Raw genomic sequence first — 25174 nt, 5'->3', positions numbered from 1 at the left:
CCTGACCGAACTCGGCGTGCCCTGCCCGAACATCTTCACCGGCCAGCAAGACCTGCACGGGCCGTTGGAGTGGATCAGTGTGCAGGACATGGCGGCGTCGCTCAGGGTTTGTCTGAGGATCGTCGAGCAGGCGGCGAAGGCATAGGGGGCTGTCGGGCCCCGCGCCGGTCCTTCAGGGCCGGCGTGGAGTCAGTGGCAGTGCAGGGGTTGCGAACCCGCGTGGCAGCACTGGCCTTCGGGCGAGTCCTTCCTGCAGCCACCAGAATGGGAAACGGCGGAATCCGCGTTTCCGGCGACCGTGAGGCTTGTGGCATCGCGATCCGCCGCTTCGGGCAGGGACGACAATGCAAGGACCATGAAGGCCACAAACGCTTGATTCATAAGAGAATTCTTTCGTAGATGCGCAGCTCGTTAATCTTAACACAACCTTAAGAAAAAAGAAATGAGAGAAACAATCTATGCGTGATTTCGGGGTATTGCCGGGTTTGATGCCGCTTTGGATTGCAGCCCTTTGAGAACCGCAATGGCGCGATCGGCCTCGGCTTCGGGCACGTAGATGTGGTCGTGGTGGTAGCCCGCGACCATGTTGCAGGGGATGCCTTCCGCGGCGAGAGCCGAGGAGACCGCGGCGGTCAGGCCGGTGCCTTCGAGAGAGGACCAGACGCGGAGCGTGATGCGGCGCATGACCGGGCCCGGTTGTCCGTGCGCGACAGCGGTCGCGGCGGGCAGGATCATCGTCAGGCCTTCGTCCTCGGCCACCGTCGCCACCGCTTCCGCGGCGAGCGCGGTGGGTGCGCCGGTGGTGAAGATGAAGCTCCCTGGGGTCAGTTCGGGCGTCATGCCCGCGATCATCTCGCGCGCGGTGCGGGCCGGACCGGGGCGGCTCAATGCGCCTCGGCCCAATTCGCGCCCCGACCGGCATCGACGACGAGCGGCACGTCGATACGGACCGCCGGGGCGGCAGCGCTTTCCATGATCTCGCGGGCTACGCCTACGAGGTCGTCCGCCGCGGCCTTTTCGACCTCGAACAGCAATTCGTCATGGACCTGCAGAAGCATCTTCGCGGGAAGTTTCTCGATCGCGGCGGGCATGCGGATCATGGCGCGGCGGATGATGTCGGCGGCGGTGCCCTGGATCGGCGCGTTGATCGCCGCGCGTTCGGAGAAGTTGCGCCGCGCCGGGTTCGCGTCCTTGATGCCGGGCATGTGCACCTTGCGCCCGAAGAGCGTGGTCACGTAGCCCTGCTCGCGCGCCAGCTTCTTGGTCGCGTCCATGTAGTCGCGGATGCCGGGGTAGCGCTCGAAGTAGGCTTCGATGTAGGCCTTGGCCGCCGACTGCTCGATGCCGAGGTTCTGGGCCAGACCGAAGGGCGAGATGCCGTAGATGATGCCGAAGTTGATGGCCTTGGCCTGCCGGCGCACCTCGGGCGTCATCTCCTCCAGGGGCACGTCGAAGACCTGGGAGGCGGTGATGGCGTGGATGTCCTGCCCCTCCTCGAAGGCCTTCACCAGCGACTCGACCTGGGCGATATGCGCGGTCAGGCGCAGCTCGATCTGGCTGTAGTCGACCGACAGCAGCTTGCAGCCCTTCTCCGCCACGAAGGCGGTGCGGATCTTGCGGCCCTCTTCCGTACGGATCGGTATGTTCTGAAGGTTCGGATCGTTGGAGGAAAGCCGCCCGGTCGAAGCGACCGCCTGGGAGAAGGAGGTGTGGACCCGCCCCGTTTCAGGATGAATCTGGTTCTGAAGCGCGTCGGTGTAGGTCGACTTCAGCTTTGAGAGCTGGCGCCAGTCCAGGACCTTGGCGGGCAACTCGTGGCCCTGGTTGGCGAGGCCCTGGAGGATGTCCGCCCCGGTCCCGGCGGCCCCGCCCTTGGTCTTGCGGCCCGCTTCCAGGCCCATCTCGTCGAACAGGATCTCGCCGAGCTGCTTGGGCGAGCCGATGGTGAAACGCCGCCCCGCCAGCTCGTAGATCGTCTCCTCCAGCTCTTCGATCCGCTGGGCGAAGTCGTTGGAAAAGCGCCGCAGGATGTCGCGGTCCACCTTGATCCCGGTCCGCTCCATGGCGGCCAGGACCGGCACCAGCGGCCGGTCCAGCGTCTGGTAGACCGTGGTGACCCGCTCCGCGCGCAGCTGAGGCTTCAAGACCTGATAGAGCCGCAGGGTGACGTCGGCGTCCTCGGCGGCGTAGTCCAACGCCTTTTCCAGCGGCACCTCGTCGAAGGTGACCTGATTGCGGCCCGAGCCCGCGACCTCGGAGAACTTGATGGTGCTGTAGCCCAGGTGCAGCTCGGCCAGCTCGTCCATGCCGTGGCCGTGGGCCCCGCCCGCCAGCGCGTAGGAGATCAGCATGGTGTCCTCGATCGGCGCGACCTCGATCCCCTCGCGCGCAAAGACCAGCATGTCGTACTTGATGTTCTGCCCGATCTTCAGGACCGAGGGGTCCTCCAGCAGCGGCTTCAGGGCCTTGACCGCCTCCTCCACCGCGATCTGCTCCGGCGCGTCGCCTTCGTCGCCGGACAGGGCGAGCTGATCGCTTTCCTTGGCGACCTTGCCGTGCCGCAGAGGGATGTAGCAGGCCTTTCCGGGCTTGGTCGAAAGGCTGATGCCGACCATCAGCGCGCGCATGGGATCGAGCCCCGTGGTCTCGGTATCGACTGCGAGGAAGCCCTGGTCGGACGCCTCCTCGATCCAGCGCTCCAGCGCCTTCAGGTCGGTCACCAGCTCGTAGTCCGGCTTGGCACTGAGCGCGGCCTCCTCGGACGCTGCCGTGCCACCCGCCTCGCGCTCGTCCGGCACGATGTCGCCCGCCTCCAGCTTGTCGGCGAGCCGCGCCTTGAGGGAGCGGAACTCGTAGGCGTCGAGGAAGTCGGCGAGCCTCTTCGGGTCGGGCTCGCGCAGCAGCATGTCCTCCCACTTCATCTCCACCGGCGCGTCGTCCGACAGCTTCACCAGCTTCCAGGAAATGCGCGCCTGCTCGGCGTAGTCGATCAGGTTCTGGCGGCGCTTGGGCTGCTTGATCTCCTCGGCCTTGGCCAGCAGCGTCTCAAGATCGCCGTACTCCTCGATCAACTGGGCGGCGGTCTTGATGCCGATGCCGGGCACGCCGGGCACGTTGTCGGTGGAATCGCCCGCCAGCGCCTGCACCTCGACCACCTTGTCGGGGCCGACGCCGAACTTCTCGCGCACCTGCTCCTCGCCGATCACCTTGCCCTTGATGGGGTCGAGCATGGAGACGCCCGGCTGGACCAGCTGCATCAGGTCCTTGTCGGAGGAGACGATGGTGACTTCGATGCCCTTGGCCTTGGCCTCGCGGGCCACGGTGGCGATGACGTCGTCGGCCTCGTAGCCCTCTTTCTCCAGGATCGGCAGGCCAAAGGCCTGGGCCGCCTCGCGCACCATGGGGAACTGCGGCACGAGGTCCTCGGGCGGCTCCTCGCGGTTGGCCTTGTACTCGGGGTAGATCTCGCTCCTGAAGGTATCGCCCTTGGCGTCGAAGACCACCAGCATGCCGTCGGCGTCGCTCTCGCGCAGCAGCTTGACCAGCATGTTGGAAAAGCCGTAGGCGGCGCCGGTCGGGGTGCCGTCCTTGCGGGTGATCGGCGGCAGGGCGAAGAAGGCCCGGAAGAGATAGCCGTAGCCGTCTACCAGATAGAGGTGCTTGGGATGGCCGGAGGCGCTGTCGGTCATGGAATGCCGGCCCGTCCTAGTGGCCGCTGCCGCCAGCAGCTCCCTCCTTCAAGACGAAGCGCCGGTCGCAGTAGGGACATTCGACAAAGCCCTTGTCGCCCATGTTCAAAAAGACGCGCGGATGACCCGAAACGAGGCTGTCGCCGTCACAAGACACTTCGGTCGTCTCCACCTCCACCACTTCGGGCGCTTCCATCGGATCGGCCATCGTCGTTCCATCTCCAAACCGGGTTGCTCGACTGACCCGGCGACTATAGCGGCTCCGCCGCCGCGATCAATCGCTGGAAGCCTCAAAGTCGCGGGGGCCGAGGTCTCCTCTGCGCGCTTGCTAATTCTGGACCGAGCCCCTAAGTCTTCCTGCATGCCTCGGGATCCCGAAACCAATGAAGACATGACAGCCGAAGGCGGCGCCGTGAAGGATCAAAGCACCCTGCCGGAGAACGCCGTCGAGGCGCGCGGTCTGGACAAGGTTTACCGCGCCAGCGGCAAGACCGGCGAGAAGCATGCGCTGAAGGCCGTGGACCTGACGATTCCGCGCGGCGGCATCTTCGGGCTGCTGGGCCCCAACGGCGCGGGCAAGTCGACCTTCATCAACATCCTGGCTGGGCTGGTCAACAAGACCGGCGGCGAGGCCGCGATCTGGGGCTATGACATCGACCGCCAGACGCGCCAGGCCCGCGCCTCCATCGGCGTGGTGCCCCAGGAACTGAACATCGATCCCTTCTTCACGCCCTACGAGCTTCTGGAGCTGCAGGCCGGCCTCTACGGTGTGCCGCCCAAGGAACGCCAGACCATGGCGATCCTGGAAAAGCTGGGGCTGGCCGACAAGGCCAAGGCCTACGCGCGCACCCTTTCCGGCGGCATGCGCCGCCGCCTGATGGTCGCCAAGTCCATGGTCCACAACCCGCCGGTCTTGGTGCTCGACGAGCCGACCGCTGGCGTCGACATCGAGCTGCGCCAGCAGCTCTGGGGGCAGGTGCGCCAGCTCAACGAGATGGGCGTCACCATCGTCCTGACCACGCACTACCTGGAAGAGGCCGAGGAGCTCTGCGACCGCATCGCCATCATCAGCCACGGCGAGGTCATAGCCTGCGACACCACCCAGGCGCTCTTGAAGCGGCTCGACAACAAGACGCTGACCATCACCTTCGCGGAGAGCTTCGACAGCGTGCCGCCGGCCTTCAAGGCCTTCCAGCCGGAGAAGCTGGGGGAGAACAGCCTGCGCTTCCAGTACCGGGCGTCGAACTCGCCGCTGCCTAAGATCCTGGAGGCGGCGACCAACGCCCATCTGACCCCGGTCGACGTCTCCACGCTGGAGACCGACCTGGAGGATATCTTCCTGCAGCTCACGCGCGGCGCGCATGAGCGGGCGGACAGCTAGATCCTTCCTGATTCTGCTCGCGTTGCTGACGGGCCTTGCGGCCTGCTCGGCGCGCTTCGCTCCCCCCGGTCCCCATGCCGGGCGCGAGGGGCCCGGCCCCTCTCTCTCGGCGGAAAGCTTCCTGACCCGCGACGGCCTCGCCCTGCCGCTGCGCCGCTGGCTGCCGGCGGAGGAGCCCTGGGCCGTGATCCTCGCCCTGCACGGCATGAACGACTACTCGACCGCCTTCGAGCTGCCCGGGGTGGCGCTGGCTGAGGCCGGGGTCGCCACTTATGCCTACGACCAGCGCGGCTTCGGCGAAGCGCCCGGCAGGGGTCTCTGGCCGAGGGAGGGGGAGGCTTTCCGCCGGGACCTGCGCGACGCGCTGGAGTTGATCGGGCAACGCCACCCCGGCGCCCCGCTCTTCCTCTTGGGCGATTCCTTCGGCGCGGCCGTGGTCGCCACCACCCTGGCCGCGCAGTGGCCGCCGGAGGTGACCGGCGCGATCCTGAACGCGCCCGCGGTGATGGACCGGCAAAGCCTCGGGCCCTTCGCCAGCGCCTCTCTCTGGCTCGCCTACCAGTTCGCGCCGGGCTGGAAGCCGACCGGGGCGGACCTGAAGATCCAGGCGACCGACAACATCCCTCTCCTGCGCGCCTTCTCCAACGACCCGCTGGTCATCAAGGGCACCCGGATCGACGCGGTCTACGGCCTGGTCAACATGATGGAAGCAGCGCAGGAGGCCGGACCGAACCTGACCGGCGGCCCGGTCCTGCTGCTCTATGGCGCGAAGGACGAGGTGATCCCGCCGGAAGCGCTGGAGCGCTTCTGGGCCAAGCTGGAGCAGGCGAACCCCGACGCCCGCCGCCTGGATTTCGAGGAAGGCTGGCACTGGCTGCTGCGCGACCTGGAACGCCAGCAGGTCTACGACGCCCTGCTGGCGTGGATGAAAGAGGAGAGCTCCCTTAGAGCAGGAGCGTCAAAGAGCCGCGATCTCCCCTTGTCGCACCCTTGGCCTTACAGTAATGTCCGCCTCGCCGCGCGCCCGTAGCTCAGCAGGATAGAGCGCTTGCCTCCGGAGCAAGAGGTCAGAGGTTCGAATCCTCTCGGGCGCGCCACCCCTTCCATTTAGGCTGGTCTTGTAGACCCTTTAGCCTTGCTCGTCAGGCTTGGGGTTGCGGACGTTTTCAATGAGGTCTTTGACGTCGGAGGCCAGCTGGCCGCAGTTCGCGCCGGTGCCGTCATAGAAACCCAGCTTGCGGCGCTCGTCCCGGATCACTTCTCCGTCCAGCATGGGGCTGAGCGTCTCGACCAGTTCGTTGGCCAGACCGTGGTTGCTGCAAAGGTCCAGGTGTCCGGCGATACGGCCGATGCGGCGCGAGAGGCTGTCCTCGCTCTGAGCCGCGACCTCGCCCGCGAGCAACAGCGCCGAAAGGAAGACTGCGCCCGCGAAGAGACTGCCGGGGAAGAGACGCTTCATAAGATTCTCACTTTTTTGACCAGGTTGTGGTGGTGCTTGCTCGCCTTAGTCTATTGGCTTGGCCAACTCCTGCAACATAAGATTGCATGACAGACCGTGAAATGCTCCTGTATGCGCGATCTCCGTTCGTCTCCCGATCGTCAGGGCCTGTTTGCCCGCATCGCGAATTCTTGCCAGCCTGAGCTTGCGCCCTAGGCTATTCTCAGCTCCGCGATACCGGTTTGACCCTGCAAGGCCCGCGTCCCATGACCACCGAATTGGAATTCGAAATCCTGCGCCTCTCGGACCGGCGGCTCGCTCTCATGGAGCAGTTACTCGATCTTTTTGGCGAGGCCTTTGAGGATCCGGACACCTATGGCGGCGCCCGGCCGGGGCCGGACTACCTCTCGACGCTCCTGGCGGGTGAAAGCTTCATCGCTCTCGCCGCGCTGAAGGCGGGCCGGGTGATCGGAGGCCTGACCGCCTATGAACTGAAGAAGTTCGAACAGGCGCGGAGCGAGGTTTACATCTACGATCTGGCCGTGGCGACCGCCGAACGGCGCAAGGGAGTCGCCACGGCGCTGATCCAAGCACTGAAGCCGATCGCACGGGAGCGCGGCGCCTGGGTCATCGTGGTCGAGACCGACAGGGGCGACGCGCCGGCCGAAGCGGTCTACGAGAAGCTCGGCCGCATGCAAGAGGTGCGGCACTACGACATTTCGCCTGAGGAGGAACCCTGAGGAATGACCAAGGTCTTGATCCTCGACGGCCATCCGGACGCAAAGGCGGAGCATCTCTGCCACGCCCTGGCGGAGGCCTACGCTGAAGGCGCGGAAGCGGGCGGCCACGAAGTGCGCCGCATGAGGATCGCCGACCTCGAGTTCTCGCTCCTGCGCAGCGGGGCCGATTTCGAGGGCGCGACGCCGCCGCCGGCCGACATCGCAGAGGCCCAGCGCGCGATCCGCGAGGCGGAGCACATCGTTCTGGTCTTCCCAATCTGGCTGGGCGGGATGCCGGCGCTGCTGAAAGGCTTCCTGGAGCAGACCCTGCGGCCCGACTTCGCCTTCGAGCGGGCAGACTCAGGCTTTCCCAAGCGCCTCTTGAAGGGTCGCTCGGCCCGCCTGGTGGTCACCATGGGCATGCCCACCCTGCTTTACCGCTTCTACTACGGCGCGCCCTCCATCAAGAGCCTGGAGATGCACATCCTGAAGTTCTGCGGCATCAGCCCGGTGCGGCGCAGCCTCTTCGGGATGGTGGAGGCGGTGACGGACCAGCAGCGCGAAGCCTGGCTGGAGAAGCTGCGCGACCTGGGCCGCAAGGCGCGCTAGCCGCGATACTTTTTTGTGAGCCGCGCCCTTGCCCGGTCTGTTTTCTGCTCCAGTTACTAGACTTGGATTGGATCGCTTGGGGGCTGCCGCATGTATGCATTGGTCGAGCTACAGAGACTTCCTGAGGGGAATGCCTTGATCGTGGCCGGACTGTTCCGCGACGAGGCGACCGCCAATGGCCCGCGCCGCGTCCACCTGGGGCGCATCTGCTCCAAGGTGGTCTGCCTGCTGACCGGCGAGCCGCTCTACGACTACGGCGATCAGGACCTGTGGCTGCCGGAATGGAGCCGCCTGCTTCAGCGCATGGGCGCCTCGGCCAGCGATGCGGAGCGCATCTCCCAGGAGGTGGTCTCCGGCGTCATCGCAAAGATCGACGAGATCCGCGCCGGAACCAGCTCGCTCCAGACAGACGCCGCCTGATCCTGCGCGCCTCTCAGTGAAGGCTTTCTTCGATCTCCAGGATCATGTCCTTGCTGATCGACCTCAGCCGCCCGTCCAGACCGCGGAACGGCAGGAAGCGCCGCTCGGCCCGCAGGCTTCCCTCGATATCCTCGTCCCCCGACAGGAACAGCTCGCCCTTAAGTTCCGCCTGGTTGTTGAGGCGGATGGCGACGGAATGAGCCTTTAGGCCCTCCAGCTCGGCGGGGCTGATCTGCCCCGGCAACTTCACGTTCGACTGCGTCATGACCTCTCTCCCTCGTTTGGTCGTTGGGAGAAAGGCTAGTCCGAAAGATTTAACGAGAATTTAAAGCAAATCGCTTCTTTCGGAAGAGGCGACGCAGGTCAGGAGAGCTTGTTCTCCATGTGCTGGGCCAGCTGCGCGGTGGGCCGTCCGTCGACCGTCAGGCCGTTGTTTCGCTGGTAGCTTCGGATCGCCTGCTCGGTCTTGGAGCCATAGATGCCGTCGATCGGTCCGGGGTCGTAGCCCAGGCGCGTCAGAGCCGCCTGCACACGGCTGACGGCCGCATCGTTCGCGGGCTGGTCGTTGCTGGCCCAGATCGGATCGCCGAGATCGATGGTGCTGGCGTCGGTCAGGCCGCCGGTCAGACCGCCCGCCGCCGCGCCGATCACCACGCCTTGCAGGATCGAAAGGCCCGTGACGGCCCCGACCGCGGCACCCACGCCCGCGCCGATGCCGGCGCCGGAGGCCGCGCGATCGCCGGTGCTGCTGCCGCAGCCCGCCAGGATCAAGAGAGAGCCCGCAAGGGCCGCGCCTCGTTTCAGGTTTCTCATTTCTCCATCTCCCTTTCAGGTTTCGAGGGTCTTCAAGCGAACCGATGATGCCCGCGAAAAACTTAGCGATCACTTTACGCGGGTTATCCGCGCCGCGTCCCTTATCCAAAGTCGCCGGCGCGCCTTTACCGGCGCAGCTTTACCGGCTGTCCGTGCGGCGTGGCGAGGTAGGCTTCCTCCCAGGCTTGCTTCAGCGCGGCCAGATCGGCGGCGGCGGCGAGGCCGCGTTCGCTCAACAAACGCTCCAGCGCGGTCAGCCAGACGTCGTAGTAGGCGGAGCCGTCCTTGGGCGCGCCCGCCTCGGACGCCCGCTTCAGCTCCTCGCCGAAGATGGCCGCCCACTCCGGCCAGGTGAAGTGCCCGCTCTCGGAAAGGCGCAGGGTCAGGGCAAAGAGCTGCGCGTGCCAGGGTTCGGCGAAGCGCGGCGCGGCCTCGTCCTCCGCGCCAAGCGGCAGCGGCGGCAGGTCAGGCTGGCTCAAGATAGCTCTCCCAAAGGTCCAAGGTGACGCTGTCCTTCGCTGCGGCCTCCGGACCCCAGAGTTCGCGCGCGGAAAAGCGCACGGCGTAGAGGTGCTGCGGGCTTTCGCCCCGGAAGTGGGCGTTGCTGTCGGGCAGCACGTGGGCGCCGTGGAGCAGCAGGACTTCGCCGGTCCGACCTCTGGCATAGAAGGGCAGCCGGGTATGACCCTTGGGACTCGCCCTGCTGGTGCGCACGCGCTGGCCCGGGGAGAAGCGCGGCGCGGACTCGATCGCCCGCTCGCTGGGGCCGCCCTTGCGCAGGATCGGCGAGACCATCTCGGGCTTCAGCGGCGGCGTCTCTTTTGGCTTGCCGGGGTCCGCTTTGCCGCTCGCCAGTTCCTCGACCGTCACGAGGCCGGTCTCAGCCATCAGATCGGCCAGCGCGGCAATCCAGCGCTCGTAGTAGGTGAAGTTCAGGTAATCGCGCGGAGAGAGCTTTTCGCGGGCGTGGCGCGAGGCGTCGATGTTCCACTTGCCCCAGGCCGCCATGGCCAGCGTCAGAGCCATGGCCCGCGCCTCCCACTCTTCGTGGAAGACCGGCTCGTCCTTTTCGATGGGGATCGCGCCGTAACCCTGCTGGCCGCCCATGTCGTGAACGTTGTTCATGAGGCCGCTCCCTCCAGCCGGTCGGTGCCGATCATGGAATCGCGCGTCACCAGCGCGGCGAGCTCCTCCTCGCTCATGCCCTCGGTCCCCGCCGGACGTTCGGGTAGGACGAGGTAGCGGATCTCCGCCGTTGAATCCCAGACGCGGACCTCCGTCTCGTCCGGCAGGGTGACGCCGAACTCGGCCAGAACGCCGCGCGGGTCGATCACCGCCCGGCTGCGGTAGGCCTCCGACTTGTACCAGACCGGCGGAATCCCAAGGACCGGCCAGGGGTAGCAGGAGCAAAGCGTGCAGACGACCATGTTGTGGACCCCCGGACCGTTGGCCAGCGCCACCATGTGCTCGCCCTGCCGGCCCAGGAAGCCGAGGCTGGCGATCGCCGCCGTGGCGTCCTTCAGCAGCCAGTCGCGGAAAGCGGGATCGCTCCAGGCCTTTGCCACGACCTTCGCGCCGTTGCGCGGGCCGACCTCGTGCTCATAGGTTTCGATCAGCTTGTCGAGGGCGGCGGGATCGACCAGACCCTTGTCCACCAGCAGCGTCTCCAGGGCCTTGACCCTCAAGGCCGGGTCGGAGGGCAGGTGCGAATGCGGGTGGTCCCCGTCGTGATCGTGATGGGGGTCATGGTCATGGTCGTGCGGCATGGCGTCCTCGTCGCTTGGAGGTTCAAGGAAGAGGATAGCCAGAGCCGGGCGGCTTGATAAGGGTGCTTTACGCCGCCGCGCGGGCCTGCTGCTCCAGACGCTTGCTGCGGAACTGGATGAAGCCGTAGGCGGCTTTCGAGAAGAACTGCACCATGCGGCTCTGCGGGTCGAGGCCCGCGGCCTTGAAGGTCATGGCGGCGGCGCGCTCGACATGCTGCGGGCGGTAGTAGGAATAGGCCCGGCGCATGTACTCCCGGTTGGCCGTCTTGCGGTCGTAGGGTTCCCCGGCGGCGTTGGCGGCGTAGTAGGCGTAGGCGAGCTCGTCGTCCTCGGTCTCGCCCATGCGCGAAAGCGCGATCATGACCCGGCGCGCCTTGCCGATCTCCTCATGCTCCAGATAGCGCTTCAGATGCCCATAGAAGAGCTTGTAGTGGCGCAGCTCGTCAGCGGAGATCTTCTTGCATATCTCTCTCAGGACGGGCTCCTCGCAGGCCGAGCCCAGCGCGCTGTAGTAGGAGGAGGTGCCGACCTCCACGATGCAGCGGGCGACCAACTCGCCGGACCGCGACCCGCGCACGGACTCCTGGGAATCCACGGGGATCGAATAGCCCTGCACGAAACGCTTGAAGGACGCCTCGAAATCGAAGTTCGGGTCCGCCATCTCGGCCCACTTGCCGAGGGCGCGGCCATGCTGCACCTCTTCCTCGGCCCAGCGGCGCGCGGCTTCCTGGAATTCCGGATCGTCCGAGAAAACGTTGCAGAGATAGCGCGCGTAGTCGCCGCCGTTGTATTCGACCATGGCGGCGGCCTTGGCGATCTTCAGGAGTTCGGGGTCGACTTTCTCAGCGTCGAACGCCCCCCAATCGATATCGTCTAAACTCCACTGTCCCATGGCTCTCCCCTTTTGCCTCAAGAAAGGTGAAACCGCACTCGATCTCCACTAGAGAGTGAATCTGTGAGCGAACCCTGATTTCTTCAAGTCTTCACCGCGAAAGAAAAGGGGCGGTCGCGGATAGCGCCCACCCCTCTTTGTAGTGCAGCTGGCAGGAAGCGCTTACTTCTTGATCGCGTCCATCTTGGCTTCCAGGACGGCGATGCGGCCTTCGATTTCCTTCTTGTCCGCCGCTTCCTTGGCGTCGGCCAGGTCTTCGCGGGCGTCCTTCAGGGCCTGCTCGGTCTCGGCGCGGTCGATCTCCTCGACCGGCACGGCCTCCTCGGCCAGGACGGTGCAGCGCTCGCCGGTGACCTCGGCGAAACCGCCGGCCACGAAGATGCGCTGCTCGACGGAGCCCTTCTGGTAGACGTCGATGACGCCGGGGCGCACGGTCGAGATCAGCGGGGAGTGACGCGGCAGGACACCGAAGTTGCCGTCGCCACCCGGGACCACGACCATGTCGACCGGCTCGGAAAGCAGCAGCTTTTCCGGAGAGACCAGCTCGAATTCAACCTGTTCGGCCATCCTTGACGCCTTTCCTCTTGTTCCCGAGGGCCGTTACGCGGCCTCGGCGGCCATCTTGCGGGCCTTCTCGACGGCTTCCTCGATGGTGCCGACCATGTAGAAGGCCGACTCGGGCAGGTGATCGTACTCGCCCTCGACGATTCCCTTGAAGCCCTTGATGGTGTCTTCGAGCGACACCAGCACGCCCGGCGTGCCGGTGAATACCTCGGCCACGTGGAAGGGCTGGGAGAGGAAACGCTGGATCTTACGCGCGCGGGACACAGTCAGCTTGTCCTCCTCGGAAAGCTCGTCCATGCCCAGGATCGCGATGATGTCCTGCAGCGCCTTGTACTGCTGCAGCACGCGCTGCACCTCACGGGCGACGTTGTAGTGCTCCTCGCCGATGACGCGCGGGTCCAGGATGCGGCTGGTGGAGTCCAGCGGGTCCACGGCGGGGTAGATGCCCAGCTCCGCGATGGAGCGCGACAGCACCGTGGTGGCGTCCAAGTGCGAGAAGGAGGTGGCGGGCGCGGGGTCGGTCAAGTCGTCGGCGGGCACGTAGATGGCCTGCACCGAGGTGATCGAACCCTTCTTGGTGGTGGTGATGCGCTCCTGCAGGTTGCCCATCTCCGTGGCCAGCGTCGGCTGATAACCCACGGCGGAGGGAATGCGGCCCAGCAGCGCCGAGACCTCGGAGCCCGCCTGGGTGAAGCGGAAGATGTTGTCCACGAAGAACAGCACGTCCTGGCCTTCCTCGTCGCGGAAGTACTCGGCCAGCGACAGGCCGGTCAGCGCGACACGGGCGCGCGCACCCGGAGGCTCGTTCATCTGACCGTAGACCAGGGCGGCCTTGGAGCCTTCCTCGTCCAGCTTGATGACGCCGGAGTCGATCATCTCGTGATAAAGGTCGTTACCCTCACGGGTACGCTCGCCGACACCGGCGAACACGGAATAGCCGCCGTGCGCCTTGGCGATGTTGTTGATCAGCTCCATGATCAGCACGGTCTTGCCCACGCCGGCGCCGCCGAACAGGCCGATCTTACCGCCACGGACGTAGGGCTCCAGAAGGTCGATGACCTTAATGCCGGTGACCAGCACCTCGGCCTCGGTCGACTGCTCGTCGAACTTCGGAGCGGTGCGGTGGATCGGCGCCTTGTTCTTGGTCTTCAGCTCGCCGCGCTCGTCGATCGGCTCGCCGATGACGTTCATGATGCGGCCCAGGGTCTCCGGTCCGACCGGCACCGTGATCGGCGAGCCGGTGTCCTTGACCTCCTGCCCGCGGACCAGGCCCTCGGTGGCGTCCATCGCGATGGTGCGCACCTCGCTCTCGCCCAGGTGCTGCGCGACCTCGAGAACCAGACGTTTGCCGTCATTGGTGGTCTCCAGCGCGTTCAGGATCGAGGGCAGGTCGCCTTCGAACTGCACGTCCACCACCGGTCCCATGACCTGCGTGACCTTGCCAACCAAGTTTTTCGCCATCTTCCTACTACTCCCGTATCTGTCAGGAACCGCGCCCTTAGAGCGCTTCCTTGGCGGAGATGATTTCAATGAGCTCGTTCGTGACCACCGACTGACGCTGGCGGTTGTAGCGCAGTGTCAGCTTGTCGATCATGTCGCCGGCGTTGCGCGTGGCGTTGTCCATCGCCGTCATGCGCGCGCCGTGCTCGCTCGCGTTGTTCTCGAGCAGGGCCTTGAAGAGCTGCACCGCGAGGTTGCGGGGCAGCAGCTCCTTCAGGATCTGCTCTTCGTTCGGCTCGTACTCGTAGACAGCGCCCTTCTTGATCGCCTCGGGCGCTTCTTCCTCGGCCTCGTCCTCCAGCTCCTCCACCTTGAAGGGGATGAGCTGCTGTTCGGTCACGATCTGCGAGATCGCCGACTTGAACTGCGCGTAGTAAAGCAGGCAGACGTCGAACTCGCCCTCTTCGAACATGCGGATCACCCGGTCGGCCACCTCGGCGGCCGGCTCGAAGCGGACGTAGGGCTTGTTCAGCTCTTCGACCGTGTCGATGATCTTGTCGCCGTGGAAGCGGCGCAGCTGATCGCGGCCCTTGCGGCCGAGGCAGAGGATCTTCACCTGCTTGCCGTCGCGCAAGAGCTGGTCGATCCGGCGGCGCGCCTCGCGCACGATGGAGGAGTTGAAGCCGCCGCACAGGCCGCGGTCGGCGGTCGCCACCACCACGAGGTAGGTGTCGTCCTTGCCGGTCCCGGCCAGGAGCTTGGGCGCGCCCGGCAGACCCTCGACGCTCTTGGCGAGCGAGCCCAGCATGCGGCCCATGCGCTCGGCATAGGGACGCGAGGCCTCGGCCTGCTCCTGCGCACGGCGCAGCTTCGCCGCGGCCACCATCTTCATGGCCGAGGTGATCTTCTGCGTGGACTTCACGCTGGCGATCCGGTTCCTGAATTCCTTGAGACTGGGCACTTGAGCCTCGCTCTCTCAGCTGTTCTTGCGGGATAAGGACCGTCTGTTAGGCGAAAACCTTCACAAACTCTTCGGTGAAGGACTTCAGCTTGCCCTCGGTATCCTCGCTCAGGTCTTTCTCCTCGCGGATCGCCTTCAGGATGTCCTCGCCCTTCTCGCGGATCTCGTCGAGGAAGCGCTTCTCGAACTCCGTGATCTGGTTGAGGTTCAGCTTGTCCAGATACCCGTTCACGCCGGCGTAGATCACCGCGACCTGCTCTTCGACAGGCAGCGGGCTGTACTGCGGCTGCTTCAGGAGCTCGGTCAGGCGCGAGCCGCGCGCCAGCAGGCGCTGGGTGGCGGCGTCCAGGTCCGAGGCGAACTGCGAGAAGGCTTCCATCTCGCGGAACTGGGCCAGCTCCAGCTTGATCTTGCCGGCGACCTTCTTCATCGCCTTGATCTGCGCTGCGGAACCCACGCGGCTGACCGAGATACCGACGTTCAGCGCGGGACGGACGCCCTTATAGAAGAGGTCGGTCTCCAGGAAGATCTGGCCGTCGGTGATCGAGATCACGTTGGTCGGAATGAAGGCCGAGACGTCACCGGCCTGGGTCTCGATGACCGGAAGCGCGGTCAGGGAGCCGGCGCCGTTGTCGTCGTTCAGCTTACAGGCGCGCTCCAGCAGACGGGAGTGCAGGTAGAAGACGTCGCCGGGGAAAGCTTCGCGGCCCGGCGGGCGGCGCAGCAGCAGCGACATCTGGCGGTAGGCGACGGCCTGCTTGGAAAGATCGTCGTACACGATCACGGCATGCATGCCGTTGTCGCGGAAGAACTCACCCATGGTGCAGCCGGTGTAGGGCGCCAGGAACTGAAGCGGTGCGGGGTCCGAGGCGGTGGCGGCGACGATGATGGAATATTCCAGCGCGCCGTTGTCCTCCAGGGACTTCACCAGGTTGGCGACCGAAGAACGCTTCTGACCGACGGCGACGTAGATGCAGTAGAGCTTCTTGCTCTCGTCGTCGCCCTGGTTGAGCGGCTTCTGGTTGATGAAGGTGTCGATCGCGATGGCGGTCTTGCCGGTCTGACGGTCGCCGATGATCAGCTCACGCTGGCCGCGCCCGATGGGGATCAGCGCGTCGATCGCCTTCAGGCCGGTCTGCATGGGCTCATGCACCGACTTACGCGGGATGATACCGGGCGCCTTGACCTCGACGCGCTTGCGCTCGACGTCCTTCAGCTCGCCCTTGCCGTCGATCGGGTTGCCGAGGCCGTCCACGACGCGGCCCAGCAGGCTGCGGCCCACCGGCACGTCGACGATCGAGCCCGTGCGCTTGACCGTATCGCCCTCGGCGATGTTCCGGTCGTCGCCGAAGATCACGATACCGACGTTGTCCTTCTCCAGGTTCAGGGCCATGCCCTGAATGGCGCCGGGGAATTCGACCAGCTCGCCGGCCTGGACGTTGTCGAGACCGTAGACGCGGGCAACACCGTCACCGACGGAGAGGACCTGGCCGACCTCGGCGACATCGGCCTCTGTGCCGAAGTTCTCGATCTGCTCTTTCAGAATGGAGGAAATCTCAGCGGCGCGGATGTCCATCACCCAACCCCTTTCATAGCGACCTGAAGTTTAGCGAGTTTGGTCTTGATCGACCCGTCGATCATGCGCGAGCCCACCTTGACGATGAGACCGCCCAGCAGCGAGGCGTCGATCTTCACATCGACCTGAACCTTCGCGCCGACGGCCTTCTTGAGGCTCTCGACCAGCTTGTCTTTCTGTGCGTCCGTCAGTTCGCGGGCCGCGATCACCTCAGCGGTGATCTCGCCGCGCCGGCGCGCCAGTTCGTTCAAATAGGCGGAAATGATGTCGGAGAGCGCGAAGAGGCGGCGGTTGGCCGTCACCACGCTGACGAAGCGCTTGGTGAGTTCGTTGGCGCCTGCCTTGTCCAGCACGGCCTGCATGGCCTTGGCCTGATCGTCGCGCCCGAAGCGCGGACTGCGGATCAGACGCTGCAGGTCCTCGCTCTCTTCGAGCAGACCCTTCAAACCGCGGAGATCCTCCGCCACGGCGTCGAGAGACTTTTTTTCCTCGGCCAACTCTAGAAGGGCCAAGGCATAGCGTCCCGCAAGGCCGCTTTCGATCATGCTGTCGGCTGCCAAACTGACGTCCCCAAACTAAAAAGGGCTGTTCCGGACCCAGGCTAAGCCCCAGAAATCCGGTCTCGCCACCATTTACTCACGACCAACCCCGGCGAAATGGCTGCTTCGCCAGGGCGGGCGTTTGGTACCATAGGCGTTTTGGGCTGGCAAGACGACTCCGGCCCTTTTTGGACCGGCTTTTTCCCAGAGCGCCCGGGCAGGTGCAAGACCCCAGGGAACCTCAAAGAAAGCTGTAGGGATCGACGTCCACCTGGAGACGGACTTTGTTCGCCAGTTTGACCCGCCCCAGCCAGGCGCGCAGATAGCCCTGGGGCAGCCGGTCGCGGGGACTCTTCAGGAGGAACCGGCGGCGGTGCCGCCCCCGGATCGCGGCCAGCGCCGGCACCGAGGGCCCCAGCAGCTGAAAGCCCTCCTCCCGGGGCGCCGCGCGGGCCAGCGCGCGGGCCGCCTCCTCCACGCTCTCCACGTCCGGCGCGGAGAGGATCACGGCGGCCAAACGGCCGAAGGGCGGCATCCGCAACTGCCGCCGCGCTGCGGCCTCGGCCTCCATGAAGCGGTCGCGCTCGCCGGAGACCAGCGCCTCGATCACCGGATGCTGCGGCTCGTGGGTCTGGAGCAGGACGCGACCGGGCCTCGACTCCCGGCCCGCCCGGCCCGCCACCTGATGCAAAAGCTGATAGGTGCGCTCGGCGCCGCGCAGATCCCCGCCCGAGAGACCCAAGTCGGCGTCCACCACCCCGACCAGGGTCAACGCTGGAAAGTGGTGCCCCTTGGCGATGATCTGCGTGCCGATCAGAAGATCGACGTCGCGCTCGCGGATCATGCGCAGCATCTCCTCGGCAGCCCTGGGGCCATGCAGCGTGTCGCTCGAGAGGATGAGGCGCCGGGCCTCGGGGAATACCAGCCGCGCCTCCTCGGCCACCCGCTCCACACCGGGCCCCCAGGCGATCAGGGAATCCTCCGCCCCGCATTCCGGGCAGGTCTCCGGCCGCCGCTGCTGATAGCCGCAGTGGTGACAGGTGAGACGCCCTCTGAGCCGGTGTTCGACCAGCAGCGCCGTGCAGCTCGGACATTCCAGCCGGTGATTGCAGGCCTTGCAGAGCGTCAGCGGCGCATAGCCGCGCCGGTTCAGGAACAAGAGCGCCTGTTCCCCGCGCGCGAGCGTTTCGGTGACAGCGGCGCGCAGAGGTTCCGACAGCCAGGCGCCGCCCAACTCCTGGATCGCCTTGGGACGGTCGCGGCGCAGGTCCACCACCTCGACGGCGGGCAGACTGGCGCCGCCGTGCCGGTCCGGCAGATGCAGGGCTTCGTAGCGGCCCTGCTGGACGTTGACGAGGCTCTCCAACGAGGGCGTGGCGGAGACCAGCAGCGCCGGGGCCTCCTCGATCCGCGCCCGGACCACCGCCATGTCGCGGGCGTGGTAGCAGACGCCGTCCTCCTGCTTGAAGGCCTGCTCGTGCTCCTCGTCGACCACGACGAGGCCCAGCTCCGTGAAGGGCAGGAAGAGCGCGGAACGGGCGCCGACCACGACCCGCGCCTCGCCCGAGGCCACGGCGCGCCAGGTCTCGCGCCGCTGCGCCTGGGTCAGATCGGAATGCCAGGCCGCGGGCGCCGCCCCGAAGCGCCAGGCGAAGCGCTCCAGCACCTGAAGCGACAGCGCGATTTCGGGCAACAGCACCAGCACCTGCTTGCCGCGCTTCAGGGCCTCGGCGATGGCCTCCAGATAGACTTCCGTCTTGCCCGACCCGGTGACGCCGTCCAAGAGCGTGACCGAGAAGCCGCCGCCCTCGAGCTTGGCCTTCAGCGCCCCTGCGGCGGCGGCCTGATCGCCTTCCAGGTGAGCGCCCTCGCGCGCCGGGTCCGGCGGATCGAAGGGCGGGCGCGGCGCGACCTCCAGCCGCTCCAGCACGCCCTGCTCGGCCAGGCCCTTGACCACGCCCGCGCCCACCCCGGCCTCGCGCGCCAGTTCGGAGGCGCCGCGCACCAGACCGTCGCACGCCACGGCGACCAGCTTCGCCCTCGCCGGGGTCGAGCGCAGCGCCGCCAGCCGCGCCTCCCCGTCGTCCGCGAGGCGGTAGACCGGCTGCAGGGCGGGCGGCTCCAGCGCCTGCGGCGCGGAGAGCGCCATCTTCAGGACGGCCCCCGGCGCGCTCAGCGTGTAGGCCGCGACCCAGTCGATGAAGCGGCGCAGTTCGGCGCGCATGGGCGTCGCCCCGAGTCGCGCCGTCACGGGCTTCAGTTTTTCGAGCGGGAGAGCCTCCTCCCCCTCACCTTCCGGCAGCGGGTCCCAGACCACGCCCAGCGCCTCCCGCCGGCCCAGCGGGACCTGTACGAAATCGCCCGGAGACAGGCTCTCTCCCTCGGGAATCAGGTAATCGTAGGCGCCCGACAGCGGCAGCGGCAGAAGCACGCGGCAGCGCCCGGCGGCCTCCGGCTCAGGCGAGCCGGAAAGCAAATCCGCTGTCGAAAGATTGGCTTGGCGTCTGTGCATCCTTTACACTCTAGACGAGGCGCCGGACGGCGGCTATGACCCGCCGGAGAGACGCCGGGAAGATGCCGGAGAGACGCCGGACAAACAATCGACGGAGACGCCAAGGGGGCCTCTCCGGAGCTGAAATGGGACAAGAGCAGAGATGAAGTTTTTCGTCGATACCGCCGACACCGCCGAGATCCGCGAGCTGGCCGCGACCGGGCTTCTTGACGGCGTGACCACCAACCCTTCGCTGGTCGCCAAGACCGGCCGCGACTTCTTCGAGGTGGTCGAGGAAATCTGCGATATCGTCGAAGGTCCGGTTTCCGCCGAGGTCACGGCGACGGACCACGAGACCATGCTGCGCGAGGGCAAGGCCCTGGCCAAGCTGGCCAAGAACATCGCGGTCAAGGTGCCGCTGACGGTGGACGGCCTGAAGACCTGCAAGGCGCTGACCTCCGAAGGCACCATGGTGAACGTGACGCTCTGCTTTTCCGCCGGGCAGGCGATCCTGGCCGCCAAGGCCGGCGCGAGCTTCATCTCCCCCTTCGTGGGACGGCTGGACGACATCGGCTCCGACGGCCTGGAGCTGATCGCCGAGATCTGCGAGATCTACAACAACTACCCCGACTTCAAGACCGAGGTGCTGGTCGCTTCGGTCCGCGGGCCGCTGCACGTGATCGAGTCGGCCAAGCTGGGCGCGCATGTCGCGACCCTGCCGCCCGCCGTGCTGCGCTCGCTCTTCAACCATCCCTTGACCGACAAGGGATTGGCGGCCTTCCTGAAGGACTGGGAGAAGACCGGACAGTCGATCCTGGATCGTCAGCCGGCCTGAGACGACCTGGAGAGAAGAAAGCGCGGGGTGAAGGGGTGAGCACGCGGGACGACAAGGAACCGAAGGAAGGCGCGCCCAAGGGAGGTGCACCCAAAGAAGGCGCATTGAGCGACAGCAAGGTGGCCGCCTATCTGCGCGACCATCCCGACTTCCTGCTGCGCCACAGCGACCTGATCGACACGCTGGTGCCGCCCGAGAACCGGGTCGAGGGGGCGGCGGGCAGCGTCGTCCTGGACCTTCAGCGCTTCATGCTGGGGCGCATGCGCGAGGAACTGCGCGAGCTGCGCGGCAGCCAGGGGCAGCTGATCTCCGCGGGGCGCGCCAACATGGCCGCACAGTCGCGGGTCCACGAGGCGGTGCTGGCTCTCCTCACCGCGCCCTCCTTCGAGCGGCTGATCGAGACGGTCACGGACGATCTTTCCATCCTGCTCGACCTGGACGTGGCGACGCTCTGCGTGGAGCGGCGCGAGGTCAGCGAGACCGACCTGACCGGCGAGGCGGGCATCTCCGTGCGCGGTCTGCACCGCCTCGACCCCGGCGAGATCGAGCGGGCCATGCAGTCGGCCCGGCGCATCGAGCTCTCCTCCGCCATCCAGGGCGACCCGGTGATCTTCGGCCCCATGGCCGGGCTGGTGCGCTCTCAGGCCTACATCCGCCTGCAGATTTCCACCGCCACGCCGCCCGCGCTGCTGGCGCTCGGCGCGCGCGATCCCGATGCCTTCCACCCCGGACAGGGCACCGAGCTTCTCGACTTCCTGGGGCGCAGCCTGGAGCTGACCCTGCGTGCCTGGCTCGACCTGCCCGAATAGAAAAGGCCCCTCCGGCATGAGCGACCTCGCCGTCAGCCTCGCCCCGGACCTTGCAAAGGGCGTTGCGGGCTGGCGCGCCTGGCTGGCCGAGGAACGCCGCGCCTCCGAACACACCCTGGACGCCTACGAGCGCGACCTGGAGGGCTTCCTGCGCTTCCTGCGCGACCACCTGGGCGAGCCGCCCTCCCTGGCCGCGCTGGAATCCCTGAAGCTGGCGGACTTCCGCTCCTGGCTGGCCGCGCGCGAGCGGCAGGGGCTCGCCCGCTCCTCCACCGCGCGGGCGCTCTCCACCCTGCGCGGCTTCTTCCGCTGGGGCGAGCGGCAGGGGCTGTTCGAGAACCCCGTGGTGGGGCGCCTGCGCAATCCCAAGCAGGCGCAGGTCCTGCCCAAGGCGCTGACCGCCCGCGAGGTGAAGGAGTCGCTGCGCGCCGTGACCGAGTTGCAGGAGGAGCCCTGGATCGCCAAGCGCGACCTTGCGGTGCTGCTGCTGCTCTACGGCTGCGGCCTGCGCGTCGGCGAGGCGCTGAGCCTGACCCGCGCCCAGGCGCCCGAGCCGGGACAGGGCGCGCTCACCGTGCGCGGCAAGGGCAGCAAGGAGCGGGTCGTGCCCCTGCTGCCGCTGGTGACGCAGGCGATCGCGGACTATCTGGCGCTCTGTCCCTTCCAGCCCGGCGCGAAGGCCCCGCTGTTCCTCGGCAGCCGCGGCGGCCCGCTGGGCGCGCGGCGGGTGCAGGAGACCATGGCGCGCCTGCGGGCGCTCTTGAACCTGCCGCCCGAGGCGACGCCGCACGCGCTGCGCCATTCCTTCGCCACGCACCTGCTGGCCGAAGGCGGCGATCTGCGCACGATTCAGGAACTTTTAGGGCATTCCTCGCTATCTACGACACAGCGCTACACCGCCGTGGATGCCGAGCGGCTTTTGGACGTATATCAAAAGACACACCCCCGGGCGGGTAAGTAATGCGCCCTTGAAGCCGGGAGCGCGCTTTCGCACATGAAGGCCTCTGGGGAGAAGCGCAGAACAAGAGGGAGAGACGAAGATGCTCACCAAGACTTTCCGCGCGAAGATGGCGCTGGCCGGTGCTTTCGGCCTGGCCTTTTCGCTGGCCATGACGCCGCCGCTGGCCGAGGCCGGCAACCACAGCAACAAGGCCAAGGGCAACAAGCAGGAACAGGAATGGCTCTACGGCCAGAACCAGGGCCAGGGCAACAGCGGCAACAGCGGCAACTCCGACGAGGAGCTGATCCAGCGCGGCGCCGAGGTCCTGACCGAGGCCTTCCTGACCGACAGTGAACGCCGCATCATCCGCGAAAGCTTTTCCGGCGGCTATCCCGAGGGCTTCCAGAAGCCCAAGCCGATCCCGCCCGGCATCCAGAAGAAGCTGGCGCGCGGCGGCACCATGCCTCCGGGCATCGCCAAGACCCGCATGCCGGATTCGGTGCTGAGCCGCCTGCCGCGCCGCGAGGGCCAGGAAATCCTGTTCATCGACGACGACGTCTACCTGATCCAGAAGTCCACGGAGCTGATCCTGGACGTGCTGGAGAACGTGCTCTAGCCGCGTCTCTCCAGCCAGGACTGCAAGCGCAGGACGGGGGCGAAAAGGCCGGGCCAGCGGGTCTGCGCCCTCATCCAGCGTTCCTGAATCCAGAGGCTTTCCTGCGCCAGGATCAGGAAACCCACGGCCATGATCACGAAGCTGAGCGGCACCGGCAGCAGGAAGATCGGCAAGCCGATCAGCAGCAGCAGCCAGCCCAGCAGCAGGCGCGAGACGCGGCGCAGACCGCGCTTCTCGCGCGGCGCTTTCTCGGGCGTCTCTTCCAGGCGTTCGATGGGCCCCTGTTCGGGCATGATTAGGCGCGGTCCTTCACCAGGGCAGTTTAAAAGCGAGCGTTACATATGGAGAGCGCGCTTGTGGACCGCCAGGGCCGCCTCCTTGACCACCTCGTTCAGCGTCGGGTGGCCGTGGAAGGCGCGGGCCACGTCCTCGGCGGAGCCGCCGAACTCCATGGCCATGACGATCTCGTGGATCAGGCCGCCGGCGTCCGGGCCGATGATGTGCGCGCCCAGCACGCGGTCGGTCTTGGCGTCGGCCAGGATCTTCACGAAGCCGTCGGTGGCACCCATGGCGCGGGCCCGCCCGTTGGCGGTGAAGGGGAACTTGCCCGACGTGTAGTCGACCCCCGCCTCCTTCAGCTGCTCCTCGGTCTTGCCGACCGAGGCGACCTCGGGCCAGGTGTAGACGATGCCGGGCACGGTCTCGTAGTTCACGTGGCCCGCCTTGCCCGCGAGGGTCTCGGCGACGGCGACGCCCTCCTCCTCCGCCTTGTGGGCCAGCATGGGGCCCTCGATCACGTCGCCGATGGCGTAGACGCCCTCAACGTTGGTGGCCCAGTGGCCGTCGGTCTTGACCCGGCCGCGCTCGTCGGTCTCGACCCCGGCTTCGGAGAGCCCCAGGCCCTCGGTCACCGGCTTGCGGCCTATGGAGACCAGCACGACCTCGGCCTTCAACTCCTCGGCCTCGCCGCCCTTGGCGGGCTCGACCGTCAGGGTGACGCCGGTCTTGGCGGTCTTGGCGCCGGTCACCTTGGTGCCGAGCTTGAATTCCATGCCCTGCTTCTTCAGGACCTTCTGGAACTCCTTGGCGACCTCGGCGTCCATGCCGGGCACCAGCCGGTCCAGGAACTCCACCACCGTCACCTGCGCGCCCAGGCGCTGCCAGACCGAGCCCATCTCCAACCCGATGTAGCCGCCGCCGATCACGATCAGGGACTTGGGCACCTAGGTCAGCTCCAGCGCGCCGGTGGAGGAGACGATCTGCTTTTCGTCCACCTTGACATTGGGCAGGTCCACGTGGGTCGAGCCGGTGGCGATGATGACGTTCTTGGTCTTCAGGGTCTGGGTCTTGCCGTTGGAGCCCTTCACGGCGACCTCGCCAGGGGTCTTGGTGAGCGAGCCCCAGCCCTTCACCCAGTCCACCTTGTTCTTCTTGAAGAGGAACTCCACGCCCTTGACGTTGGCCTCGACCACGGAGTCCTTGTGGGCCATGAGGCCCTTCATATCGAGCGAGACCTTGCCGGTCTTGACCCCGAAGTCGCCCAGGTGATGCTCGGCCTCCTCGTACTTCTCGGAGGCCTGCAACAGCGCCTTGGAGGGGATGCAGCCGATGTTGAGGCAGGTGCCGCCCAGCGTGCCGCGCCCCTCGACGCAGGCCGTCTTCAGGCCCAGCTGCGCCGCCCGGATCGCCGCCACGTAACCGCCCGGCCCCGCGCCGATCACCACCAGATCGTAGCTCGTCTCGCTCATCGCTCTCGCCCTCTTCGCGTCCGTTTAGGCGGGAATTCACACCCGCCGCCGAACCTTGCCGCAAAGGCGCTAGAGGGGCAAGGTGCGAGGGGCAAGGCGGGCGGGGGATGCGGAGGGCGCGGGGTACGGCGGAAGAGCGGCCCAGTTCCAGGCCAAGCGCCGCCCCGCAAGGCCCCCTCTCAAAGCTGTAGCGCGCAGCCCGCAAGCCGACTACGCTCTAGCGCGACGGGGCCGCCAGGGCCGCCGGTCACCCGGGGTGAGGAGACCGCACCATGCCGATCACGGATATCCTCCTGTTCGACCGCCTGCGCCAGCAGCCCTGGCCGGAACCCGAGGAGGGTCGCCCGGACCCGGAGAAGCTCCTCTCCGGCGAACCCGTCAACCGCACTTGGAACCTCTACGAGAGCGCCGACGGCAAGCTCTTCGCCGGGGTCTGGGAGAGCGAGCCCGGCAAGTGGCGCATCGCCTACGACGAAACCGAGTACTGCACCATCCTGGAAGGCCACTCGATCCTCACCGACGAGGACGGCCAGACCCTGGACCTCCACCCCGGCACCAGCTTCCTCATCCCGCCGGGGTTCAAAGGCACGTGGGAGGTAGTGGAGAAGACAAGGAAAGAGTATGTGGTTTATGTTTGAAGCTTCAATTTGCGAGAAGACCAAACCGACGATTAAGCAAAGCAAGACACTTTCCGCATCGGTCCTGTCCCAAGCTGACACCAAAGGGCAAAAGAAGAAGCAGGGTTTCCTACTGCTGTGAAGTCTATAGCGCGGAGGAAACTCCGCACTATCTTCTTTTTAAACGCCCAACAGTAACCGCTGCGGGTCTTCCAGCGCTTCCTTGACCTTGACCAGGAAGGTCACCGCCTCCCGCCCGTCGATCAGGCGGTGGTCGTAGCTGTGGGCGAGGTACATCATGGGGCGAATCT

28 protein-coding genes, 1 tRNA gene and 1 pseudogene are annotated in these 25174 nt (G+C 66.5%); 11 read left to right on the top strand and 19 right to left on the bottom strand.

The genetic code is table 11. The annotated features are described in order from the left end of the window. Positions 1–456 precede the first annotated feature (456 nt). From P8X75_10190 to P8X75_10180, 3 genes are read right to left on the bottom strand one after another with little or no spacing between them, the layout of a single operon-like run. Complete coding sequence (locus tag P8X75_10190; protein MEJ1995563.1) at positions 457–888, bottom strand: ACT domain-containing protein; 432 nt, start codon at positions 886–888, stop codon at positions 457–459. After that, positions 885–3689, bottom strand: a complete 2805-nt coding sequence (polA, locus tag P8X75_10185; protein MEJ1995562.1) for a DNA polymerase I — start codon at positions 3687–3689, stop codon at positions 885–887. Before polA ends, P8X75_10190 begins: the two co-directional genes overlap by 4 nt. Positions 3690–3705: 16 nt before the next feature. Next, a complete protein-coding gene (locus tag P8X75_10180) occupies positions 3706–3897 on the bottom strand; it encodes a zinc-finger domain-containing protein (GenBank protein MEJ1995561.1) in 192 nt (63 codons plus the stop codon). 183 nt (positions 3898–4080) lie between these two features. Between P8X75_10180 and P8X75_10175 the strand changes: the two genes are divergently transcribed. From P8X75_10175 to P8X75_10165, 3 genes are all read left to right on the top strand, one after another. Next, entirely contained in the window at positions 4081–5070 is a 990-nt protein-coding gene (locus tag P8X75_10175) for an ABC transporter ATP-binding protein (protein ID MEJ1995560.1), read from the top strand. Next, on the top strand, positions 5051–6100 hold the full coding sequence (locus P8X75_10170) for an alpha/beta fold hydrolase (GenBank protein MEJ1995559.1): 1050 nt from the start codon (positions 5051–5053) through the stop codon (positions 6098–6100). The genes P8X75_10175 and P8X75_10170 overlap by 20 nt, the downstream gene beginning before the upstream one ends. After that, positions 6091–6167: transfer RNA gene (locus P8X75_10165), tRNA-Arg, on the top strand. Before P8X75_10170 ends, P8X75_10165 begins: the two co-directional genes overlap by 10 nt. Positions 6168–6199: 32 nt before the next feature. On the opposite strand, the gene P8X75_10160 is transcribed toward P8X75_10165, so the two are convergent. Further along, on the bottom strand, positions 6200–6529 hold the full coding sequence (locus tag P8X75_10160) for a hypothetical protein (protein MEJ1995558.1): 330 nt from the start codon (positions 6527–6529) through the stop codon (positions 6200–6202). Between the two features lie 245 nt (positions 6530–6774). On the opposite strand from P8X75_10160, the gene P8X75_10155 reads away from it, so the two are divergent. From P8X75_10155 to P8X75_10145, 3 genes are all read left to right on the top strand, one after another. Then, a complete protein-coding gene (locus tag P8X75_10155) occupies positions 6775–7248 on the top strand; it encodes a GNAT family N-acetyltransferase (GenBank protein ID MEJ1995557.1) in 474 nt (157 codons plus the stop codon). Between the two features lie 3 nt (positions 7249–7251). Then, positions 7252–7836 carry an NAD(P)H-dependent oxidoreductase gene (locus P8X75_10150; protein ID MEJ1995556.1) on the top strand — a complete coding sequence of 195 codons (585 nt, stop codon included), beginning with the start codon at positions 7252–7254 and terminating at the stop codon, positions 7834–7836. Positions 7837–7926: 90 nt separating this feature from the next. Continuing rightward, complete coding sequence (locus P8X75_10145; protein ID MEJ1995555.1) at positions 7927–8256, top strand: hypothetical protein; 330 nt, start codon at positions 7927–7929, stop codon at positions 8254–8256. A 13-nt stretch (positions 8257–8269) separates the two neighbouring features. Here the strand turns inward: P8X75_10145 and P8X75_10140 are convergent, their stop codons facing one another. The 12 genes from P8X75_10140 to P8X75_10085 all read right to left on the bottom strand — a co-directional run bounded on the left by P8X75_10140 (position 8270) and on the right by P8X75_10085 (position 19319). Then, entirely contained in the window at positions 8270–8521 is a 252-nt protein-coding gene (locus P8X75_10140) for a hypothetical protein (GenBank protein MEJ1995554.1), read from the bottom strand. Positions 8522–8619: 98 nt separating this feature from the next. Further along, positions 8620–9069, bottom strand: a complete 450-nt coding sequence (locus P8X75_10135) for a peptidoglycan-binding domain-containing protein (protein ID MEJ1995553.1) — start codon at positions 9067–9069, stop codon at positions 8620–8622. Positions 9070–9194: 125 nt separating this feature from the next. Next, positions 9195–9548: a nitrile hydratase accessory protein gene (locus tag P8X75_10130; GenBank protein MEJ1995552.1), complete on the bottom strand. Its 354-nt coding sequence runs from the start codon at positions 9546–9548 to the stop codon at positions 9195–9197. Beyond that, entirely contained in the window at positions 9535–10194 is a 660-nt protein-coding gene (gene nthB, locus P8X75_10125) for a nitrile hydratase subunit beta (protein ID MEJ1995551.1), read from the bottom strand. Before nthB ends, P8X75_10130 begins: the two co-directional genes overlap by 14 nt. After that, positions 10191–10835 (bottom strand): nitrile hydratase subunit alpha, encoded by a 645-nt coding sequence (nthA, locus tag P8X75_10120; protein ID MEJ1995550.1) that lies wholly within the window; start codon positions 10833–10835, stop codon positions 10191–10193. Before nthA ends, nthB begins: the two co-directional genes overlap by 4 nt. Positions 10836–10902: 67 nt before the next feature. Continuing rightward, the gene (locus tag P8X75_10115; protein ID MEJ1995549.1) at positions 10903–11727 is read right to left on the bottom strand and encodes a ferritin-like domain-containing protein; all 825 of its coding nucleotides are present in this window, start codon (positions 11725–11727) and stop codon (positions 10903–10905) included. Between the two features lie 162 nt (positions 11728–11889). Then, on the bottom strand, positions 11890–12294 hold the full coding sequence (locus P8X75_10110; GenBank protein ID MEJ1995548.1) for a F0F1 ATP synthase subunit epsilon: 405 nt from the start codon (positions 12292–12294) through the stop codon (positions 11890–11892). A gap of 33 nt (positions 12295–12327) precedes the next feature. Next, positions 12328–13752, bottom strand: coding sequence for a F0F1 ATP synthase subunit beta (atpD, locus tag P8X75_10105; GenBank protein ID MEJ1995547.1), 1425 nt, complete (start codon positions 13750–13752; stop codon positions 12328–12330). Positions 13753–13789: 37 nt separating this feature from the next. Then, positions 13790–14692: a F0F1 ATP synthase subunit gamma gene (locus P8X75_10100; GenBank protein MEJ1995546.1), complete on the bottom strand. Its 903-nt coding sequence runs from the start codon at positions 14690–14692 to the stop codon at positions 13790–13792. A gap of 46 nt (positions 14693–14738) precedes the next feature. Then, complete coding sequence (gene atpA / locus P8X75_10095) at positions 14739–16268, bottom strand: F0F1 ATP synthase subunit alpha (GenBank protein ID MEJ1995545.1); 1530 nt, start codon at positions 16266–16268, stop codon at positions 14739–14741. Next, on the bottom strand, positions 16268–16828 hold the full coding sequence (locus P8X75_10090) for a F0F1 ATP synthase subunit delta (GenBank protein ID MEJ1995544.1): 561 nt from the start codon (positions 16826–16828) through the stop codon (positions 16268–16270). Before P8X75_10090 ends, atpA begins: the two co-directional genes overlap by 1 nt. A gap of 220 nt (positions 16829–17048) precedes the next feature. Further along, positions 17049–19319 (bottom strand): primosomal protein N', encoded by a 2271-nt coding sequence (locus P8X75_10085; GenBank protein ID MEJ1995543.1) that lies wholly within the window; start codon positions 19317–19319, stop codon positions 17049–17051. 142 nt (positions 19320–19461) lie between these two features. Here P8X75_10085 and fsa point away from each other — a divergent pair, with 142 nt between their 5' ends. From fsa to P8X75_10065, 4 genes are all read left to right on the top strand, one after another. After that, complete coding sequence (fsa, locus tag P8X75_10080; GenBank protein MEJ1995542.1) at positions 19462–20133, top strand: fructose-6-phosphate aldolase; 672 nt, start codon at positions 19462–19464, stop codon at positions 20131–20133. 104 nt (positions 20134–20237) lie between these two features. Next, positions 20238–20942 (top strand): DUF484 family protein, encoded by a 705-nt coding sequence (locus P8X75_10075; GenBank protein ID MEJ1995541.1) that lies wholly within the window; start codon positions 20238–20240, stop codon positions 20940–20942. Positions 20943–20958: 16 nt separating this feature from the next. Beyond that, entirely contained in the window at positions 20959–21903 is a 945-nt protein-coding gene (locus P8X75_10070; GenBank protein MEJ1995540.1) for a tyrosine recombinase XerC, read from the top strand. Positions 21904–21982: 79 nt separating this feature from the next. After that, positions 21983–22498, top strand: a complete 516-nt coding sequence (locus P8X75_10065) for an anti-virulence regulator CigR family protein (protein MEJ1995539.1) — start codon at positions 21983–21985, stop codon at positions 22496–22498. Here the strand turns inward: P8X75_10065 and P8X75_10060 are convergent. Both P8X75_10060 and lpdA read right to left on the bottom strand, forming a co-directional pair. Further along, positions 22495–22791: a hypothetical protein gene (locus P8X75_10060; protein ID MEJ1995538.1), complete on the bottom strand. Its 297-nt coding sequence runs from the start codon at positions 22789–22791 to the stop codon at positions 22495–22497. The two genes, P8X75_10065 and P8X75_10060, sit on opposite strands and share 4 nt — an antisense overlap. 42 nt (positions 22792–22833) lie before the next feature. Then, positions 22834–24246: pseudogene (gene lpdA / locus P8X75_10055) on the bottom strand (dihydrolipoyl dehydrogenase). Between the two features lie 272 nt (positions 24247–24518). Between lpdA and P8X75_10050 the strand changes: the two are divergent. Continuing rightward, positions 24519–24884 (top strand): cupin domain-containing protein, encoded by a 366-nt coding sequence (locus tag P8X75_10050; protein MEJ1995537.1) that lies wholly within the window; start codon positions 24519–24521, stop codon positions 24882–24884. A 159-nt stretch (positions 24885–25043) separates the two neighbouring features. On the opposite strand, the gene P8X75_10045 is transcribed toward P8X75_10050, so the two are convergent. Next, on the bottom strand, positions 25044–25174 hold a 131-nt coding region (locus P8X75_10045), incomplete at its 5' end, for a 2-oxo acid dehydrogenase subunit E2 (protein ID MEJ1995536.1).

The organism is Limibacillus sp. (assembly GCA_037379885.1).
GTDB lineage: Bacteria > Pseudomonadota > Alphaproteobacteria > Kiloniellales > CECT-8803 > JARRJC01.
The sequence above is the reverse complement of the archived record's forward strand: the minus strand, read 5'-3'. Positions and strand labels throughout refer to the sequence as shown.